This is a genomic window from Nocardia sp. NPDC056564, assembly GCF_042793755.1.
In the GTDB taxonomy this organism is placed as follows: domain Bacteria; phylum Actinomycetota; class Actinomycetes; order Mycobacteriales; family Mycobacteriaceae; genus Nocardia.
Map to the genome: position 1 here is coordinate 1 of NZ_JBHTUR010000027.1, position 16,308 is coordinate 16,308.

Annotated in this window: 20 protein-coding genes and 1 pseudogene; 8 read left to right on the forward strand and 13 right to left on the reverse strand. The window is 67.6% G+C overall.

From position 1 onward, the window contains the following. Both purH and ACFQ9K_RS40430 read left to right on the forward strand, forming a co-directional pair. Positions 1-190 (forward strand): annotated as a pseudogene (gene purH, locus ACFQ9K_RS40425) (bifunctional phosphoribosylaminoimidazolecarboxamide formyltransferase/IMP cyclohydrolase); the annotation flags it as partial. Positions 191-324: 134 nt separating this feature from the next. Then, complete coding sequence (locus ACFQ9K_RS40430) at positions 325-1,887, forward strand: family 20 glycosylhydrolase (RefSeq protein WP_378727116.1); 1,563 nt, start codon at positions 325-327, stop codon at positions 1,885-1,887. Between the two features lie 12 nt (positions 1,888-1,899). Here ACFQ9K_RS40430 and ACFQ9K_RS40435 read toward each other — a convergent pair whose 3' ends face one another. Then, entirely contained in the window at positions 1,900-2,361 is a 462-nt protein-coding gene (locus ACFQ9K_RS40435; protein ID WP_378727118.1) for a hypothetical protein, read from the reverse strand. Between the two features lie 212 nt (positions 2,362-2,573). Between ACFQ9K_RS40435 and ACFQ9K_RS40440 the strand changes: the two genes are divergently transcribed. After that, positions 2,574-3,137: a LysM peptidoglycan-binding domain-containing protein gene (locus ACFQ9K_RS40440; RefSeq protein WP_378727120.1), complete on the forward strand. Its 564-nt coding sequence runs from the start codon at positions 2,574-2,576 to the stop codon at positions 3,135-3,137. 74 nt (positions 3,138-3,211) lie between these two features. On the opposite strand, the gene rpsR is transcribed toward ACFQ9K_RS40440, so the two are convergent. The 4 genes from rpsR to rpmB are packed head-to-tail and all read right to left on the reverse strand — an operon-like array spanning position 3,212 to position 4,226. After that, complete coding sequence (gene rpsR, locus ACFQ9K_RS40445) at positions 3,212-3,466, reverse strand: 30S ribosomal protein S18 (protein WP_040738992.1); 255 nt, start codon at positions 3,464-3,466, stop codon at positions 3,212-3,214. Positions 3,467-3,498: 32 nt separating this feature from the next. Next, a complete protein-coding gene (gene rpsN, locus ACFQ9K_RS40450; protein WP_378727172.1) occupies positions 3,499-3,804 on the reverse strand; it encodes a 30S ribosomal protein S14 in 306 nt (101 codons plus the stop codon). 1 nt (position 3,805) lies between these two features. Beyond that, positions 3,806-3,976, reverse strand: a complete 171-nt coding sequence (gene rpmG, locus ACFQ9K_RS40455) for a 50S ribosomal protein L33 (RefSeq protein WP_150402028.1) — start codon at positions 3,974-3,976, stop codon at positions 3,806-3,808. Positions 3,977-3,989: 13 nt separating this feature from the next. Then, positions 3,990-4,226, reverse strand: coding sequence for a 50S ribosomal protein L28 (gene rpmB / locus ACFQ9K_RS40460; RefSeq protein ID WP_150402029.1), 237 nt, complete (start codon positions 4,224-4,226; stop codon positions 3,990-3,992). Positions 4,227-4,322: 96 nt separating this feature from the next. Between rpmB and mrf the strand changes: the two genes are divergently transcribed. Genes mrf through rpmF form a run of 3 tightly spaced genes read left to right on the forward strand, consistent with a single transcriptional unit; the run spans position 4,323 to position 6,080 of the window. Then, entirely contained in the window at positions 4,323-5,645 is a 1,323-nt protein-coding gene (gene mrf / locus ACFQ9K_RS40465) for a ribosome hibernation factor-recruiting GTPase MRF (RefSeq protein ID WP_378727175.1), read from the forward strand. Further along, positions 5,642-5,905 carry a type B 50S ribosomal protein L31 gene (locus ACFQ9K_RS40470; protein ID WP_378727177.1) on the forward strand — a complete coding sequence of 88 codons (264 nt, stop codon included), beginning with the start codon at positions 5,642-5,644 and terminating at the stop codon, positions 5,903-5,905. The genes mrf and ACFQ9K_RS40470 overlap by 4 nt, the downstream gene beginning before the upstream one ends. 1 nt (position 5,906) lies before the next feature. Beyond that, positions 5,907-6,080 (forward strand): 50S ribosomal protein L32, encoded by a 174-nt coding sequence (gene rpmF / locus ACFQ9K_RS40475; RefSeq protein ID WP_378727179.1) that lies wholly within the window; start codon positions 5,907-5,909, stop codon positions 6,078-6,080. 63 nt (positions 6,081-6,143) lie between these two features. On the opposite strand, the gene ACFQ9K_RS40480 is transcribed toward rpmF, so the two are convergent. The 7 genes from ACFQ9K_RS40480 to ACFQ9K_RS40510 all read right to left on the reverse strand — a co-directional run bounded on the left by ACFQ9K_RS40480 (position 6,144) and on the right by ACFQ9K_RS40510 (position 12,804). Next, a complete protein-coding gene (locus ACFQ9K_RS40480; RefSeq protein WP_135233452.1) occupies positions 6,144-6,368 on the reverse strand; it encodes a hypothetical protein in 225 nt (74 codons plus the stop codon). Between the two features lie 438 nt (positions 6,369-6,806). Continuing rightward, on the reverse strand, positions 6,807-7,826 hold the full coding sequence (locus tag ACFQ9K_RS40485; RefSeq protein ID WP_378715861.1) for a glycoside hydrolase domain-containing protein: 1,020 nt from the start codon (positions 7,824-7,826) through the stop codon (positions 6,807-6,809). A 55-nt stretch (positions 7,827-7,881) separates the two neighbouring features. Further along, positions 7,882-8,640, reverse strand: coding sequence for an MHYT domain-containing protein (locus ACFQ9K_RS40490; RefSeq protein ID WP_378715863.1), 759 nt, complete (start codon positions 8,638-8,640; stop codon positions 7,882-7,884). Then, positions 8,637-9,263 carry an ATP/GTP-binding protein gene (locus tag ACFQ9K_RS40495; RefSeq protein ID WP_373283749.1) on the reverse strand — a complete coding sequence of 209 codons (627 nt, stop codon included), beginning with the start codon at positions 9,261-9,263 and terminating at the stop codon, positions 8,637-8,639. Before ACFQ9K_RS40495 ends, ACFQ9K_RS40490 begins: the two co-directional genes overlap by 4 nt. Then, on the reverse strand, positions 9,253-9,624 hold the full coding sequence (locus ACFQ9K_RS40500; protein WP_107659355.1) for a DUF742 domain-containing protein: 372 nt from the start codon (positions 9,622-9,624) through the stop codon (positions 9,253-9,255). The genes ACFQ9K_RS40495 and ACFQ9K_RS40500 overlap by 11 nt, the downstream gene beginning before the upstream one ends. A 7-nt stretch (positions 9,625-9,631) precedes the next feature. Continuing rightward, complete coding sequence (locus tag ACFQ9K_RS40505; protein ID WP_150402036.1) at positions 9,632-10,039, reverse strand: roadblock/LC7 domain-containing protein; 408 nt, start codon at positions 10,037-10,039, stop codon at positions 9,632-9,634. Further along, positions 10,036-12,804 (reverse strand): ATP-binding protein, encoded by a 2,769-nt coding sequence (locus ACFQ9K_RS40510; RefSeq protein ID WP_378715867.1) that lies wholly within the window; start codon positions 12,802-12,804, stop codon positions 10,036-10,038. Before ACFQ9K_RS40510 ends, ACFQ9K_RS40505 begins: the two co-directional genes overlap by 4 nt. Positions 12,805-13,167: 363 nt before the next feature. Between ACFQ9K_RS40510 and ACFQ9K_RS40515 the strand changes: the two genes are divergently transcribed. Beyond that, entirely contained in the window at positions 13,168-13,854 is a 687-nt protein-coding gene (locus ACFQ9K_RS40515; protein WP_150402038.1) for a response regulator transcription factor, read from the forward strand. Positions 13,855-13,863: 9 nt separating this feature from the next. Next, positions 13,864-15,330, forward strand: coding sequence for an ATP-binding protein (locus ACFQ9K_RS40520; protein WP_378715870.1), 1,467 nt, complete (start codon positions 13,864-13,866; stop codon positions 15,328-15,330). Positions 15,331-15,794: 464 nt separating this feature from the next. On the opposite strand, the gene ACFQ9K_RS40525 is transcribed toward ACFQ9K_RS40520, so the two are convergent. Continuing rightward, positions 15,795-16,025 (reverse strand): hypothetical protein, encoded by a 231-nt coding sequence (locus tag ACFQ9K_RS40525; RefSeq protein ID WP_378715873.1) that lies wholly within the window; start codon positions 16,023-16,025, stop codon positions 15,795-15,797. Between the last annotated feature and the right edge of the window lie 283 nt (positions 16,026-16,308).

Sequence of the window (16,308 nt, forward strand, 5' to 3'; positions counted from 1 at the left end):
AGCCAAAGGCTCGGTCGCCGCCTCGGACGCGTTCTTCCCCTTCCCCGACGGCCCACAGCAGCTCATCCAGGCCGGCGTCCGCGCGATCGTCCAACCCGGCGGCTCCGTCCGCGACCAGGAAACCATCGACCTGGCCCGAGAAGCCAACGTAACCCTCTACCTAACCGGCTCCCGCCACTTCGCCCACTAACCCCCCCGCGGCGTTCGGCGTTCCCGCACCACTCCTGATTTCCCGCACCGAGATTCGCATGCAATTCTCGGTGCGGGAAATCAGACGTAGTGCGGCGGCGTGTGGTGGGTGCGTTGGTTTCGTACAGTGGCCGCATGTCGATTCGGGCGATGGCCGCCGGTGTGGTGGTGATGGTTGGTGCCGTGGCGGTGTCGTTCGGTGGGCAGCAGGCGGCGCAGGCGGAGTCGGGGGTGCCGCGGACTGTTCCTTCGCTGAAGAGCTGGAGTCCCGGTGCGGGTGAGTTCTCGCTCGGGGCGCATGCGCGGGTGTTGTATGGGGATGGATTGGGCGACACCGCAGCGGATTTCGCTTCGGCGCTGCGTGCGGTGACCGGGAACGATGTTGTCGCGCAGGCAGGTTCGTCCGGTGGCGCCGGGGATATCGTGCTCAGCACCGGCGGCGTGCCGGGAGCGCCGGAAACGCCTGAGGCATATCGGATTTCGGTCGGCGAGACGCTGGACCTGCGCGGTGCGGACATCGCGGGCGCGTTCTATGCCACTCGCTCGGCACTGCAACTCCTCCGGCAGCGGACGGCGATACCCGGTGGCACCGCGACGGATTGGCCGCAGTACCGCGAACGCGGCCTCATGCTCGACGTCGGCCGCGAGTTCATGCCGGTCGATCTGCTGCGCGCGCAGATTCGCCGCATGGGCTACCTCAAACTGAACCTGCTGCACCTGCACCTCTCGGACACCTTCGGCTTTCGCCTCGAAAGCGAACGACACCCGGAAATAACCGCCGCCCAGCATTATTCGAAGCAAGACATCCGCGACCTGGTCGAGTACGCGGCCGGGTACCAGGTCGAGATCATGCCCGAGGTCGACTTCCCCGGCCACATGAACGGCATCTTGGCCGCGCACCCGGACCTGAAGCTGCGCAGTGCGAGCGGACGGGTCTCCGACGCGGCCATCGACATCGCGAACCCGCGCGCCTACGACCTGATGCGCGACATCCTCGACGAGTTCCTGCCGCTGTTCCCCGGCCCCTACTGGCATCTCGGTGCCGACGAGTTCCTGCTCGACGGCGCTCGCGTCGCGAGCTTCGACGAGTACCCGCAGATCGGCGAGTACGCCCGCGCCACCTACGGGCCGCAAGCCCAGCCCGTCGACGCCTTTCTCGGCCTGATCGACTGGGGCGCCGACATCGTCCGCGCGCACGGCAAACGCCCGCGCGTCTGGAACGACGGACTGCACACCGGCGCGGGCACGCTCGCCATCGGCCCCGACATCGTCATCGATTACTGGAGCCGGGCGGGCATCCCGCAGCTGCCCCTGCCGTTCTTCGGAAACGCCCGCAGCCCAGCCGATCTCATCGCCGCGGGGCACGAGCTCCGCAACGCGTCGTTCACCCCGGCCTACTACGTGGCGGGCGGCCCTACCGCGGCAGGCAACGTGCCGCCGCCCGTCGCCTACCAGATCTGGGATCCGACCCTGTTCGTCGACGGCACCCGCCTGACACCGGAGCAGAACACGCACAACCTGGGCTCTGGCCTGTTCGTCTGGTGCGACGACCCGACCGTGCAGACCCCGGACCGGATCGCCGCCGCCATCACCATGCCGCTGCGGGTCACCGCGCAGCAGACCTGGGGTCCGTCGCAAGCCGGTAGCTACCCCGAATTCGCGGCATTGGCCGACGCCGTCGGCGAACCTCCGGCGTAGCGTGCTCGCGGCCTACACCGCGCTGAGCACCACCCGGTTGCCCAAAGCTGACTTCAGCGGCAGTTCGAGCGAACCGAACACCGCGTTCATGGTGCACATCCGGCCCACCGCGCCGGCCAGGGTGCCGGATCGCAGCTCGACGGTGACGGCCGAATCCGTCTCGCGCACAGTCGCGTCCACGCCGTAGCATTCGGGCGTGCCGGTCTGGAAGTTGACCGCTATCCGGTCGTCTGCCAGCCGCGTCCACGAGCTGAACGCCATCGGCCGCGGGCTCACGATGGTCGGGTCGGCGGTGAACTCCCGGCCGCGATTGCCGCCGGAGTCCTCGGTCGGCGTGCTCGGCGCCGCACTGCTGGTCGTGCTGGTCTTCGGTTGCGGCGCAGCATCATCCGCTCCGCTACATGCTGTAGCGGCGAGGCACCCGAGCGCAATGGCAACAGCTGCGGCGGTACGTCCGCCCGACATCCGACTCATGCCGACCACCCTAGTGGGCAATGCCGGCGACCATCTCACATCGAACCAGGCACGGCAATAGGACGCACCCCACAGTGAACTTTCGGCGAACCATGCGCGTAATCCCTCCGTAACCCGCTCCAGACCAGTATCTTCGGGGCCTAGACGCGCGCCTGTGTCTTCGGCGCGCGTCGATTGTCGGATGCTCTTCAGAACCTTCGAAAGGAAGAACCGTGGGCGACACACTGCGCGTTGGTGAAGAACTCGGACTGGGTCAGTCCCTGCAGGGTGGTGCTTACACCCTTACTTTGCAGGACGACGGCAACCTGGTTTTGTCCGAGCCGGACGGAAATGTGGTGTGGTCCACCCTGACTCACGGTCAGGGTGTCAACCGCGCGGTGCTGCAGGACGACGGTAACTTCGTGGTGTACAAGGGCGACGCCGCCGCCTGGTCCACCGAGACCAATGGCAAGGACGCGGACCGGCTGGTCGTGCAGGCCGATCGCAACGTGGTGCTGTACGGCAAGGACGGCAGCGCGCTGTGGGCCTCGAACACCAAGTCGGACAACCCGCTCTCGGCTCCCGAGCCGGAGCCGGTCGCCGAGGCGCCCGCCGCCGAAGAGGTTCCGCCGCCCGCCCCCGAGGTGCGCACCTACACCGTCGAGCCGGGCGACACCCTGTGGGCGATCGCCGAGCGCTTCTACGGTGACGGCAACCGCTACCAGGAGATCGCCAACGCGAGCGGCATCGACAACCCGGACCTGATCAACCCCGGCCAGGTGCTGACCATCCCGTAATTTATTGCGGCGCAAGACAAAACGTGGGACCCGGCAACCTGCCGGGTCCCACGTTCGCGTTCGGGGGAGTGCGCCTACCGGCTGGTGAAGGGGAGCAGCGCCATCTCGCGCGCGTTCTTCACCGCGACGGCGACCTGGCGCTGCTGCTGCGGCGTGAGCCCGGTGACCCGGCGGCTGCGAATCTTGCCGCGGTCGGAGATGAACGTGCGCAGCAGGTTGACGTCCTTGTAGTCGACCTTCTCGATGCCTGCGGCAATGAGCGGGTTCTTCTTCGGACGGCGGGCCTGTTCGGCGCGAACCTTCTTCGACGGTGCTCGCTTGACTGCCATATATGGATCCTTCGTACGAGAACGGTGGTTGTCTACCAGCTCGATTTGCGCACACCGGGCAGCTCGCCCCGGTGCGCCATCTCGCGCACACGCACACGGGACAATCCGAACTTCCGGAGGTGACCGCGCGGTCGTCCGTCAGCGGCGTCCCGATTGCGCAATCGTACCGGACTGGCGTCCCGTGGCTGTCGTCGCAGCTCAGCGTGGGCGTCGGCGCGCACGGCGTCCGGTGTGCCCGGCTTGCGGATGAGTTCTTTCAGCTCGGCCCGCCGCTCGGCGTAGCGCGCGACGACGGCCGCGCGCTGTGCGTTGCGGGCGATCTTCGACTTCTTCGCCACCTCAGCGCTCCTCGCGGAAATCGACGTGCTTGCGCACCACCGGGTCGAATTTGCGCAGCACCATCCTGTCCGGATCGTTGCGGCGATTCTTCCTGGTCACATACGTGTACCCGGTGCCTGCGGTGGACTTGAGTTTGACGATCGGCCGGAGCTCGGTCGATTTCGATGCCATGGCTTTCTCCTGGTCAGATCTTGTCGCCGCGGGCTCTGATCCGGGCCACCACGGCCTCGATCCCGTCCCGGTCGATGGTCTTGATGCCCTTGGCCGAGACGGTCAGCGTGATCCGCCGGCCCTCGCTGGGCAGGAAGTAGGTCTTGCGCTGGATATTGGGGTCCCAGCGCCGATTCGTGCGCTTGTGTGAGTGCGAGACGGACTTGCCGAACCCGGGTTTGCGCCCGGTGACCTGGCAGTGGGCCGACATGCGGGCTCCCTCCGGTAGATGACAATCATTTTCGACAACGGCTGATCGACAATGTACCGTTGGCTCGACGCAAATGAAAATCGTTATCGAAAGGGGGTGCTGTCAGTGCTCGCACCTGAGACCGACCGGCGAACACCGGTCGTGGTGCTCGCCGGATTCGCCGGACCGGCCGCGGCGGGCGCCGGCCACGCGGCGGCCGCGCTGGGCAATGACGCGCCCGGCACCGTCGTCGTCCAGCACGACCTCGGTCAGCTGCACGAGGGCATCGTGCACCGCACGGTGCGCAGCGCGACCTACGAGACCTCGGACGTGCTCGAACTCGCGCACGGCTGCGTCTCCTGCACGCTGCGCATCGACCTGCTGCCCCTGCTGCGCACGCTCGCCGCGCGGGATTCGGTCGAGCGCATCGTGCTCGCGCTGGATCCGGCGTTCGAGGCGGAGGCGGTCTGCCACGCCATCGAACATGTTGTGGTGGAAGGGATTCTGGGCCGCGTCGACGGGCCGGCCGGGCGCGATGTGCGGATCGAGGCCGTGCTGACCTTCCTCGATGCCGGTGCGTGGCTCGCCGACGCCACCGGCGAGGAGACCCTCGCCGAGCGCGGTCTCGCCAAGGCCGACGACGAGCGCACGGTCGCGCAGGTGGCCGTCGGTCAGGTCGAATTCGCCGATGCCGTCATCGCTTTGGGTGCGGTGGTGCCCGGTGGTGACGTCGATCGCGGCAAGCTGAATGCGGTGCTGACCCGGCTCGTCCCCGACGCGCCGGTGGACTGGGTGGACCATCCGCACCTGCTGACCGCGGCCCGCATCGAGGCCCTGCTGGCCCGCGTTCCGGCAAACTCCCGCCGCGGCAGGGTATTCGACGCACACGCGCCGCTGCTGCGCGGACAGCCGCCGCTCAGCAGCGATTACGGCGTCACCCTGCTGGAATTCGCCGCGAGCAGGCCGTTTCATCCCGGCCGGCTGCACGAGGCGCTCGACGTGCTCTTCGACGGCGTGGTGACCGCGCGCGGCCGGATGTGGCTCGCCACTCAGCCCGGCGAGGTGGCCTGGCTGGAGTCCGCTGGCGGCGGCCTGCGCGTCGGCAGCGCCGGCCGCTGGCTGGCGGCGATGTCGGAAACCGAACTGGCGCAGGCGGATCCGGATCGGCGGGCGATGGCCGCGCTGCGCTGGGACGACCAGTTCGGCGACCGCGACATCTCGCTGGTGATCCTGGTGCACGACGCCGACCCCAATGAGATCCGCGAGGCGCTGCACTGGGCGCTGGTCGAGGACGACGAACTGCGCCTGGTCGAACGCGCACCCGAGCGAGTCGCCCAGTGGGAGGACCCGTTCGGCGTCTGGCATGCCGATCCGTGCGAATCCGCCGACGCCTCGCTACCCGTCGAAGACGTGAAAAGCCCGAGAGGAGAAGCGAAATGAAGACAGGGATTCATCCGGACTACCACCCGGTGGTGTTCGAGGACGCCGGCACCGGCAAGCAGTTCCTCACCCGGTCGACCGTGACCAGCGCGCGCACCGTGCTGTGGTCGGACGGCAACACCTACCCGCTGGTGGTCGTCGATGTGACGTCCGACTCGCATCCGTTCTGGACCGGCGCGCACCGCGTGCTGGACAGCCAGGGCCGGGTGGAGAAGTTCGAACGCAAGTACGGCAGGCGCACGCGCCGCGGGGAGGGCTGAGATGGCCGTCCCGAAGCGGAAGATGTCGCGGTCGAATACCCGCAGCCGGCGCGCGCAATGGAAGGCGACGCCGCCGGATCTGGTGCCGGTGACCGTAGCGGGCGTGGTGCACAAGGTGCCGCGCCGGCTGGTCGCGGCGGTGCGGCGCGGACTGATCGATCTCGATCGGCGCTGACCGGCGCGAAACGACAGCGGGCCCGCGGCGGATCTCCGCGGGCCCGCTGTCGAGGATGTCGGCTCAGCCTTCCTTGGCGGCGAGGTCCGCGAGCGTCGCGGCGAGCCGGAAGTACTTGTTGTTGGCCAGATCGGCGATCGTCTTGATCTTGAGCGCTTCCAGCAGCTGCTTGTCGTGCGCTTCGGTGAGACCGGCGAGGGCCGAGGGCGGGGCGGAGAGGATTTCGTTCAGCGACTTGTTCTCGTACGCCTTGTCGAGAGCCTTGTCGAGCACCACGTTGACGGCCATGCGAACTCCTTCGAACGAACCTGGATGTGCGGCGCCGGTGAGCGCCATGTGCCAGCCGACGATAACTCGCACGGTGCTATCGCGGGTGGCGAACGCGCCGGTCGACCGAATCGGCCCGTCCTGGCGGGTTGATGACCAACTTTGCCGCGCCGCCGAAACGCGTGGCAATCGATTGGCAACCCTGCTGGTCAGGGCGACGTTGCGACCTCGTGCACGATGCGATAGCGCTCCGATAACTACCGGGTGAAATACCTACTGTTGGTTGGTTTTTGGCGGTCGGAAAAGTCTCCGCGAAGTGATGCGAACGTGTCCTGGCGTCAGTATCCTCGTGCGAGAGGGCGGGTTCTTCCGGTTCCCGGGAGAACCCGCTCATCGCCAAAATTCAGGCTGCGGCACTGTCCGCCGCCCGTGCGAAACCACTCGTCGCACCCGCCGATCTCATCTCGCAGAGCGTGAATCCAGAGCCGAACTACTGGATGTGTGCTGCGTACCCGCACCCTGACCCGGCAAACCGGGCAAGTCGGGCAGCAGCGCCTCCAGCCGTGCCAACTGCTCACCCACCAATGCCGCCGGTCCCTCGATCAAGGACAACGGCCACGGCCAATGCCTGCTGTTCAGCCGCTGCACCTGCGCCGCCAGGTCGGCCGTCGTCGCCTCCAATTCGCTGATCTCGGTGCGCAACTCACCGACCTCACCCTCCAACTCGCCGATCCGGGCCAGTGCCGCCGCCACACCGTCCACCAGCGTGCGCGCCTGCCCGCCCGGGTCACCCAGCTGCGGCCAACCGGCCAGGCCGGGCCCGCGCAGCTGGATCTGGATATCGCGCAGCACTGCCTCTTGCTCCGGCGTCACGTCGGCGTCCTCCTGTGCAAAGAAATCCCACTGACCGAAATCGGTCGTTTCGGCCACGTTCACATCGCAGACCACACCACCGACGACCTGCTGACGCAAGGTCTGATGAAGATTGCGCCGCGCCTCCACCTTGCCGCCGGACCAGGCATCGGTCTGCCACGCCCAGCGCGCGCTTCCCGCGTCCAGCGCCCGGCTCACCGGCCAATATCCGCCGTAGATACCGACATTCGCGCGGCCGAGCACCGTCGCCGCGCCGTCGAGATAGGCGTTGATCCGCTGCTGATCCTGCGGCGTCACATCGAAATCGGCGGAAAAATAGATCGGCCGATCCGGCCTGCCGCCACAGCGCAGCACCTGCGCCAGGCCCGCGCGCGCGTCCACCACGCCGGCGCCGTAGCCGTCCAGCATGCGCGTCGCGGTGGTCTCCCAGTTCGCCGCGATCGACACCCCGTGGGCGCGTAGATCATCGGCCTCGGCCGGGGTCAGCAACTTGCCGGGCAAGGTGACGCCACCGTCGGACAGATACCGGACGACGAAGTCGAAACCCGCCGCGCGGATGGCCGCGCCGCCCGGACGTGCCGCGGCGTAGTCCAGACCGAAACGCATGTCTCTCACTGTAAATCGAGGGATTACCGCGGCATGGCCGAACCGGCGCCGCGGCTCAGAACGCGGAATTCGGCGCGGGCACCCGCACCGGCGCCGAGGTGCGCCGGTCCGGCGCGATCAGGATCGCGCTGATCGGGATGGCCAGCGACAGCATGCCGAGCACGAACGCGGGCACGAAGAAGCCGAACAGGTCCTCACCCGGCGGCGTCGAATTGGCCGTGGCGAGATGGACCTCCACGCCCACCAGATCGGTGTAGTGCATGCCCGCGATGCCTGCGGCGAATACCAGCGCCGCCGCGGCCAGCAGCGGCAGCGGCCGCCGCGGCTGAGTGAACCAGAGCGTGGCCAGCGAGAGCACGATCGCGATCGCCACCGCGCCGACGAACAGCCACGGCTGGATCGAGATCGAACCCTGAATGTGCATGGCGTTCAAGGCCAGATAGTGCATCAGGCCGAACCCGCCGCCCATCACCACGCCGGCGCCGATCAGGCGCGCGATGTGCAGCGTCCGCCCCATCAGCACCAGCGCCGCCCACACCGCGACGATCGAGACCACCGCCGCCGCGGCGACGCTCCACACGTCATAGCGAACCAGGCTGCCCGGCACCGTGACCCCGAGCATCGAGACGAACACCGGCAGCCAGACCCCGATCCCGCCGATCGAGACCGCCGCCGACGCCTGCCACACCACTCGGAACTTCGGCGTCACCGATTTCGTCGACTGCCGGATGCAACTGAACCCGACCAGCGCGCCGACCAGCGAGACCGCGATCGACAACCCGATGATCCAGTAGCCCATGCTGAAGTAAGTCAAAGAACAGCCTGCTCCCGTTCCTGCGCGGCGAGGCGCTGGATGGCGTACTCGGTCACCGCGGCCAGCGACTGGCGCACCTCGTTCGCGTTGCGCGCGTCGATGTCGACGATCGGCACGCTCTCGCGCACCGCGAGCGCCTCCCGCAATTCGGCGATCGGGAAGCGGGGCGCGTTCGGGAAACGGTTGACCGCCACCAGGAACGGCAGCTGCCGCGCTTCGAAGAAGTCGACCGCCGCGAAACTGTCCTCCAGCCTGCGGGTGTCGATGAGCACCACCGCGCCGATCGCGCCGCGGATCAGGTCGTCCCACATGAACCAGAAGCGCCGCTGCCCCGGGGTGCCGAACAGATACAGCGCCAGGTTGCCCGGCAGGATGATCCGGCCGAAATCCATGGCGACCGTGGTGGTTTCCTTCTCCGGCGTCTCCGCGAGATCGTCGATGCCGTCGGAGAACCGGGTCACCATGGCCTCGGTCCGCAGGGGAACGATCTCGGACACCGCGCCGACAAATGTTGTCTTACCTACCCCGAAACCACCCGCGACCACGATCTTCGTGGACGCGGTCCGGTTGTCCCCGTCGGCCTGGCCGGGGTTGGTGTCGGGCCCGATTTTCTTATAGGGCACGGAGTCCACGCAAAGTCCTCTCCATCAAAGAACGGCGCTCGTCGAAACTCGCCTCGTCAGTCAGTGTCGAATGCAGACGCACAATGCCGTCGACCACGAGGTCACCGATCATCACCCGGATCATGCCGAGCGGACGATCCAGGTGAGCGGCGATCTCGGCAACAGAAAGCCGATGTGTGCCGAGCCTAAGGATATCCGTGCGGACATCACCGGTTGGCCAGTCGAGATGCGCAGTGTAGGACAGGGTCTCGATAACGGCTTCCAGCGGCAGGTCGACCGCCGGCTCGGTACGCCCCGAGGTCAGGGCATACGGTCGCACGCGCGTGGTCGGTCGTGGTCCAGGTCCGTAGGGATTGGACATCTCCCGCTCAAACCGCGGTACGCGCGGTGGCGGTGACCACCGTGCCGACCCGGTCGACCAACAGCGCCATCTCGTAGCCGATCCGGCCGATGTCGTGCGACTTGTTGGCGAGCACGGCCAGGTGAGATCCGTTGCCCACGCTCATAACCAGCAGATAGCCACGCTGCATCTCGACGATCGACTGCATCACCTTGCCGCCGTCGAACAGCGACGCGGCACCCATCGACAGGCTGGCCAGGCCTGCGGTGACGGCCGCGAGCTGCTCGGCCCGATCGGACGGCAGGTGCGGGCTGGTCGCCTGCAGCAGGCCGTCGGCCGAGACCAGCACCGCGTGGGACACGCCGGGCACGTCCCGGGTGAATCTGGCGACCAGCCAGTTCAGGTTCTCATCAGTGGTGCTGTTCGCGTCTGTCATGCAAGCCCTCCGTCGTCGTACTGCGCATTGGCCCGCCCACTGCGGACCCCACTGAGATGCCTGGTCAGGTTGTTCCGAATCTCCTCGGGATCACGGGCTCCCGATTCGTCTGCCTGCGCCAAGCCGCCGGGGACCAGTTGCGCGCCCGGCGTTCGGATCGGAAGTCCACCGCTGGTGCGGCCGGTCGGCGTCGGATGGGTCGCCTCCTCGGCGGCCGACCAGCCCACGTCGGCGGGCGAGGTCCAGGTGGTCTCCGCGGTCTGCGAGGTCGCGGGCTCGACCAGCCATTCCGACACCATGCGTTGATAGATCGGGGTCGGCGAGGCGCCTGCCACCGGCTGCAAGCGAGAAGAGGTCGCCAGGGCGGGCTCGGCGGCCCGCGGCGGAGCGGGCTCGGGTTCCGGCACCGCGGCCGGGCGCCGGATGGGCAGGCCGGAGCGCGACGTGGTGCGCGACGGTTCGCGCGACACGTTCGGCGGTTCGGCCTCGCGCGGCACCCGCTGCTGGGGGACGGTCAGTTCGGGCTCCGGGTCTTTCGCCTCGGGCTTGGCCCAGAAGCCGGTCGGCCGCTCCTCGTCGGCCGGACGGCTCGGGCCGCTGTTGGCCACGCCGGTCGTCGGCGGGCCGAAGGGCGAGCGGTCGTCGGTCGGGGTGTTGATCGACCACGGCTCGGTCGGCGGCTGCGACTCGGAATCGGTGTCCGGGGTATTGGTCCGGCCGGGCACCGAGACGGCGGGCTGCCCGGGCGGCTCGGCCACCCGGATCGCGGGTCTGCGCTGCGGCAGGCCGGTGCTGGACACCTCGAACCGCGGCGAATTGTGCTGCGGCAGGCTCGGTACCGGCACCAGGTTGCGCGGTTGCGCGGGCAGTTCGTAGTCGCCGGTCAGCTCCAGCGGCTTGCCGGTCGGGTCGGTGTCGTCCAGCGGCGGCGCGACCAGCGCGCCGGGCAGGTGCACGCTCGCGGTGACGCCGGGCTGCTGCGCGGTGGTGGAGGTGCGGCGCAGGTTGGCGGTGATGGTGTGCCGTTTCGCCAGCCGGCCGACCACGAAAAGACCCATCCGGCGCGCGGTTTCGACGGTGACCTCGCCGCCGGAACTCAGCCGGTCGTTGATCGCGCGCAGGTCCTCGGTCGACATGCCGAGGCCGCGGTCGATGATCTCGATCAGGTAGCCGCCGTCGACGGCGCGCGCCACCGACAACGTGACCGGCGTGGTCGGCGGCGAGTAGCGCAGTGCGTTGTCGATCAGCTCGGCGAGCAGGTGCTCGATGTCGATGGCGGGCTCGCCGGCCACGATCCCGTCCGGGACCGCCCCGATCTCGACCCGCTGATAGTCCTCGACCTGCGAGACCGCGCTCCAGAGCATGTCGGAGAGCTGCACCGGGTGCAGCTGGCCGCGGCGCAGCGCGGTGCCGGCCAGCACCAGCAGGTTGTCGCCGTTGCGGCGCATGCGGGTGGCCAGGTGGTCGAGGCGGAACAGGCTTTGCAGGCGTTCGGTGTTGTCCTCGTCGTGCTCGAGGTCCTCGATCAGCGCCAGCTGCTGCTCGACCAGCGATTGGCTGCGCCGCGAGAGCGTCTCGAACATGCTGCCGATCTGCACCCGCAATCGGGCCTGCTCGGCGGCCAGGTGCAGCGAGGCCTGGTGGATGTCGTCCACCGCGCGGGCCAGCTGGCCGATCTCCTCGGTGGTGCGGATGTCGACCGGGGTGATCTTCGGCGTCGCGCCGCCGGTGCGCACCACCTCGATCTCCTTCGGCAGATCGACGTGCGCGACCTGAAGCGCGTCGTGGCGCAGGCGGCGAATCGGCACCACCAGCGAGCGGGCGACGCCGAGCGCGAGGGCCAGGCCGGCGAGCAGCGTGGTGATCACGATCGCGACGTCGCGCAGCACCGCGCTGCGCAGTTCGATGGTCCGGTCGGCGAGTTTGTCGTCGATCGTGTCCAGCAGCACCGAGGTCGCCTGCCGGTAGGCCTCGGAGCTGGTGTGCAGCGAATCGGTGATGACCCCGTTGCTGCCCAAGCTGTTCGGGCTCTGGCTCAGTGCGCCGATGCGCGTCTGCACCTGATCGATCAGGACCTGCGCGTTGGTCGCCGAGGACGGGCTCATCTGCGGATAGGAGTAGGTGAGCATCATTTCCGCGCCGAGCGTGGTCAGCATGCCAGCCAGCGCGGCCGGGTTGTTGCCGCCGCCGGCCGTCGCGGACATGATCTGCTCCTGGGTGAGCAGGCGCGAGGCGTTGGTCATCAGGCCGAGCTGCAGGAAGTAGCGCTGGATGACGATCTCTTCGATCGAGGAGGAGACCGAGATCGCGGTGATGATGCGGGTGCCGACCTCATCGACCTGGCCGCCGATGGTCGCGGGGGAGGAGGTGCGCAGCCCATTGCGCATGGTCCGGGCGACCGCGATGGCGGCGGGCAGTTCCTTGGTGGTGCTGTCGTCGACCTTCTTGGTCCGCAGCGCGGTTTCCAGATCGATGGCCGCCTGGTCGAACTTGGCCGCGACCGTGTCGATCGGGTCCTCCGGCCTGGCGTTGACCGCGGCGATCGCGAGTTGCTCGGTGGCCTGGCTGAATTCGAGGATCGGGCGCAAGATACGGGCCTGCTCGGTAGCCGCGTCGAGCTTCGAGATCACCCCGAGCTCGTCCTTGATCCGCAGTCCAGCGAAGGCCGAGGCGAGCAGCACCGGCAGCAACAGCACGATGCCGACCTTGCGCGTGACCGACATGTTGGACAGGCTGAATTGCCAGGAACGCGGTGCAGCTTCCATTCCGCTTCCGTCGCCTCCACTTCGCGCATGGTCCCCGAATGGTGGCTGTCTAGGAGCTGTCTGGATCAACCCGCCGAGAACCAACTCAAGGTCTTCTTTTTACCGCACGGAACATACCGTGCTGACTGGCCGTCGGCAATCCGAGGCACCAGGTCTGCTCGTGGCCGAATATGGCTACGCGGAACAGGTTTCGCGTTGTAAGAGTTTGTGAGTCTACATAGTTCCTGGACGACTGATCTATACGGCGGAAGATCGCGGATAGCTGGTTGAGTGCTGGCCGCCGGCGGGGCGGGTGGAGCCGGACGCGGCGTGTCGGGCCGCCCCTCTCAGTCGCCTCTCAGTCGATACGGTCAAACTGGTCGCATGCGCATTCTGGTAGTCGACGACGATCGCGCCGTCCGCGAGTCTCTGCGCCGGTCACTGACCTTCAACGGGTACTCCGTCGACCTCGCGGTCGACGGAGTCGACGCGCTCGACAAGGCGACCAGTCAGCGGCCGGACGCGCTGGTGCTCGACGTGATGATGCCGCGGATGGACGGGCTCGAGGTCTGCCGGCGCCTGCGCAGCACCGGTGACGATCTTCCGATTTTGGTTTTGACGGCACGGGATTCGGTGTCCGAGCGGGTTGCCGGACTCGATGCGGGTGCCGACGACTATTTGCCGAAACCGTTCGCGTTGGAAGAATTGCTCGCGCGTTTGCGTGCGCTACTGCGCCGCACGACCGCCGATCCCGGCGAGGTTTCCGAGGCAATGACGTTCGCCGATTTGTCGCTGGATCCGGTGACCCGGGAGGTTTCTCGGGGCGAACGCGGGATCAGTCTCACCCGCACCGAGTTCTCGCTGCTGGAAATGCTGATGGCGAATCCGCGCCGGGTGCTCACCCGCAGTCGCATCCTGGAGGAGGTCTGGGGATACGACTTCCCGACCTCCGGCAACGCGCTCGAGGTGTACATCGGCTATTTGCGCCGCAAAACCGAGGCCGAGGGCGAATCCCGGCTCATCCACACCGTCCGCGGCGTCGGTTACGTGCTGCGGGAGACGCCCCCGTAGGGGAAGACCATGGCGCGCACAGTTCCCAAGCGGCCCGTGGTCGCCGGACTCGGGCAACGACCGCCGCAGCGGCCGCCCGACCCGGCCGAGATGCGGCCCCCGATTCCCCTCACCCGTTCGGTGTCGTTGCGCTGGCGGGTGACGCTGCTGGCCGCGTCCGTGGTGGCGATCGCCGTCGCGGTGACCTCGATCGCGGCCTACGCGCTGGTCGCGCGGGCGTTGTACGCCAACGTCGATACCGAGCTGCGCAGCCGGGCCAGCGCGGTGATCGCCAGCAATCCGTACGGGTTCAATCTGCAGAACCTGGTGCTGGCCACCGCGTTCTATCCGGACACCGGCATCGCGCTGATCTTCCCGGACATCGGCCCGTACTCGCCGCCGCAGGCGACCGAGCCGCCGGTCGGTAGTCAGGAGATGGCGGTGTTCCACGGCGAGCTGAACTCGTCGTTACGCACCGTCGCCAACCAGCGGGTGCTCGCGTTGCGCACGAATCAGGGTGCGACGTTGGTGATCTCGCAGCGGCTGGAGCCGACCCGGAACGTGCTGGACCGCCTGGCCTGGCTGTTGTTCGTGGTCGGTGGCTGCGGCGTGGTGCTGGCCGCAGCCGCGGGTACCGCGGTGGGGCGCACCGGATTGCGGCCGATCGGCAGGCTGACCGCGGCGACCGAACGGATCGCGCGCACCGACGACCTGACGCCGATCCCGGTGACCGGCGACGACGAGTTGGCCAGGCTCACCGAGAGTTTCAACACGATGCTGCGCGCGCTGGCCGAATCCCGGGACCGGCAACGCAGATTGGTCGCCGACGCCGGGCACGAATTGCGCACGCCGCTCACGTCGTTGCGGACGAACACCGAACTGCTGATGGCGTCGAGCCGGCCGGGCGCGCCGCGCATTCCGGACGAGGACATGGCGGAACTGCGTTCGGATGTGATGGCGCAGATCGAGGAGTTGTCCAACCTGGTCGGCGATCTGGTCGACCTGGCGCGCGAGGACGCGCCCGAAACCGTCTATGAGCGAGTCGATCTCGGCGAGGTGGCCGAGCGGGCGCTGGAGCGGGCCCGGCGGCGGCGCGGATCGGTGGCGTTCGTTTCGGCGATCCGGCCGTGGTTCGTCTACGGACACGAGGCGGGTCTGGAGCGAGCGATCCTCAATGTGCTCGACAATGCCGCGAAGTGGAGTCCGGCCGGCGCGCAGGTCTATGTCGAGATGCGCGAGACCGGGCGGGGCCTGCTCGAACTGACCGTCGACGACGCCGGGCCGGGTATCCCGCCGGGGGAGCGGGAGCTGGTGTTCGAGCGGTTCTATCGGACCACCGCGTCGCGGTCGATGCCCGGTTCTGGGCTCGGCTTGGCGATCGTCAAGCAGGTCGTCACGAAGCATGGCGGCACGATCACCATCGAGGCGTCGGGGCGGGGCGGGGCGCGGATCCGGATCGTGTTGCCGGGTGAAGCCGGGCGGCCGGTGGAGGCTTGAGCGGCTCGGGCGACGCAGGGTGCGCTTGGTTAGCTGGTCTGCTTCGATAGATCATGTCGGCGATCCGTCAGCGGAATGCGCGGCACTGATTAGTATGTGCTGTGCATTCCGTTGAGTGTAAGTTTTGCAATGCCAATTTGCTTGGTGAAACACTTTTCGGCGGGTTGACGTTTGCGCCTGCCAGCTGGTCGGGTGCCCGCTCTTGCGGTGGCCCGAATCAATGGCTTGCGATGAATATCTTCCGCATTCTTGCTGTTTACTTCAAGAATCGCAGATAGTGTCGACCGCGATACGATCTATGTGATTCTCACTGCTGGCATATCCGATCGATACACGCCAAGGCGATCACGTTTCACGGATCTGTCGCGCGGCGCTCGCAGTGGTAGCGTCGGCCCGCAGGCGGACCCGCGAGGAGGTCCACCCGGGGACGGCGATCCGCGCGACGCCGCGGCGAAGATCCAGTGCTACACGTTGTATGTCGGGTACCAGTACCCGTCCTCGCCTCGCGTGCAGTACGAGGTCCACGGATTCTCCGCTTCGCAGAACTCCTTGGTGAGATACGGAGTCGGCGGCGGCCACGCCAGGTTGGTCACCGATCCGATTTCCGTCACGGCGGGCGTGTACGACTGCGCATGGGCAGCGCCCATCGAGAGCCCGGAAACAATCAGTGCCGCGGCAGCGATTTTGATCAGCATAATGATCCCCCTCCTCGAGTTTTATTACTGCTCGACTGGTATGAGCTCATCGAATTCTAATTGAACGACTGAGCTGCGGGTAATAGTGCGCGGCAGTTGTCGGCTGATAAATGGCAGCCCGGATTGCTGCTGCGGGTTTGCCGCATGGCGGAAACTTACGAGCAGACCAGTTGGGTACGATTGCTGATCGAAAGCTGTCCGGGTGATACGCGTCCCATGCCGTCACGCCGAAGACGGCAGGCGGACGGCAGCCCGGGTGCGTACCCTGTTGGCTGGAAGCTGC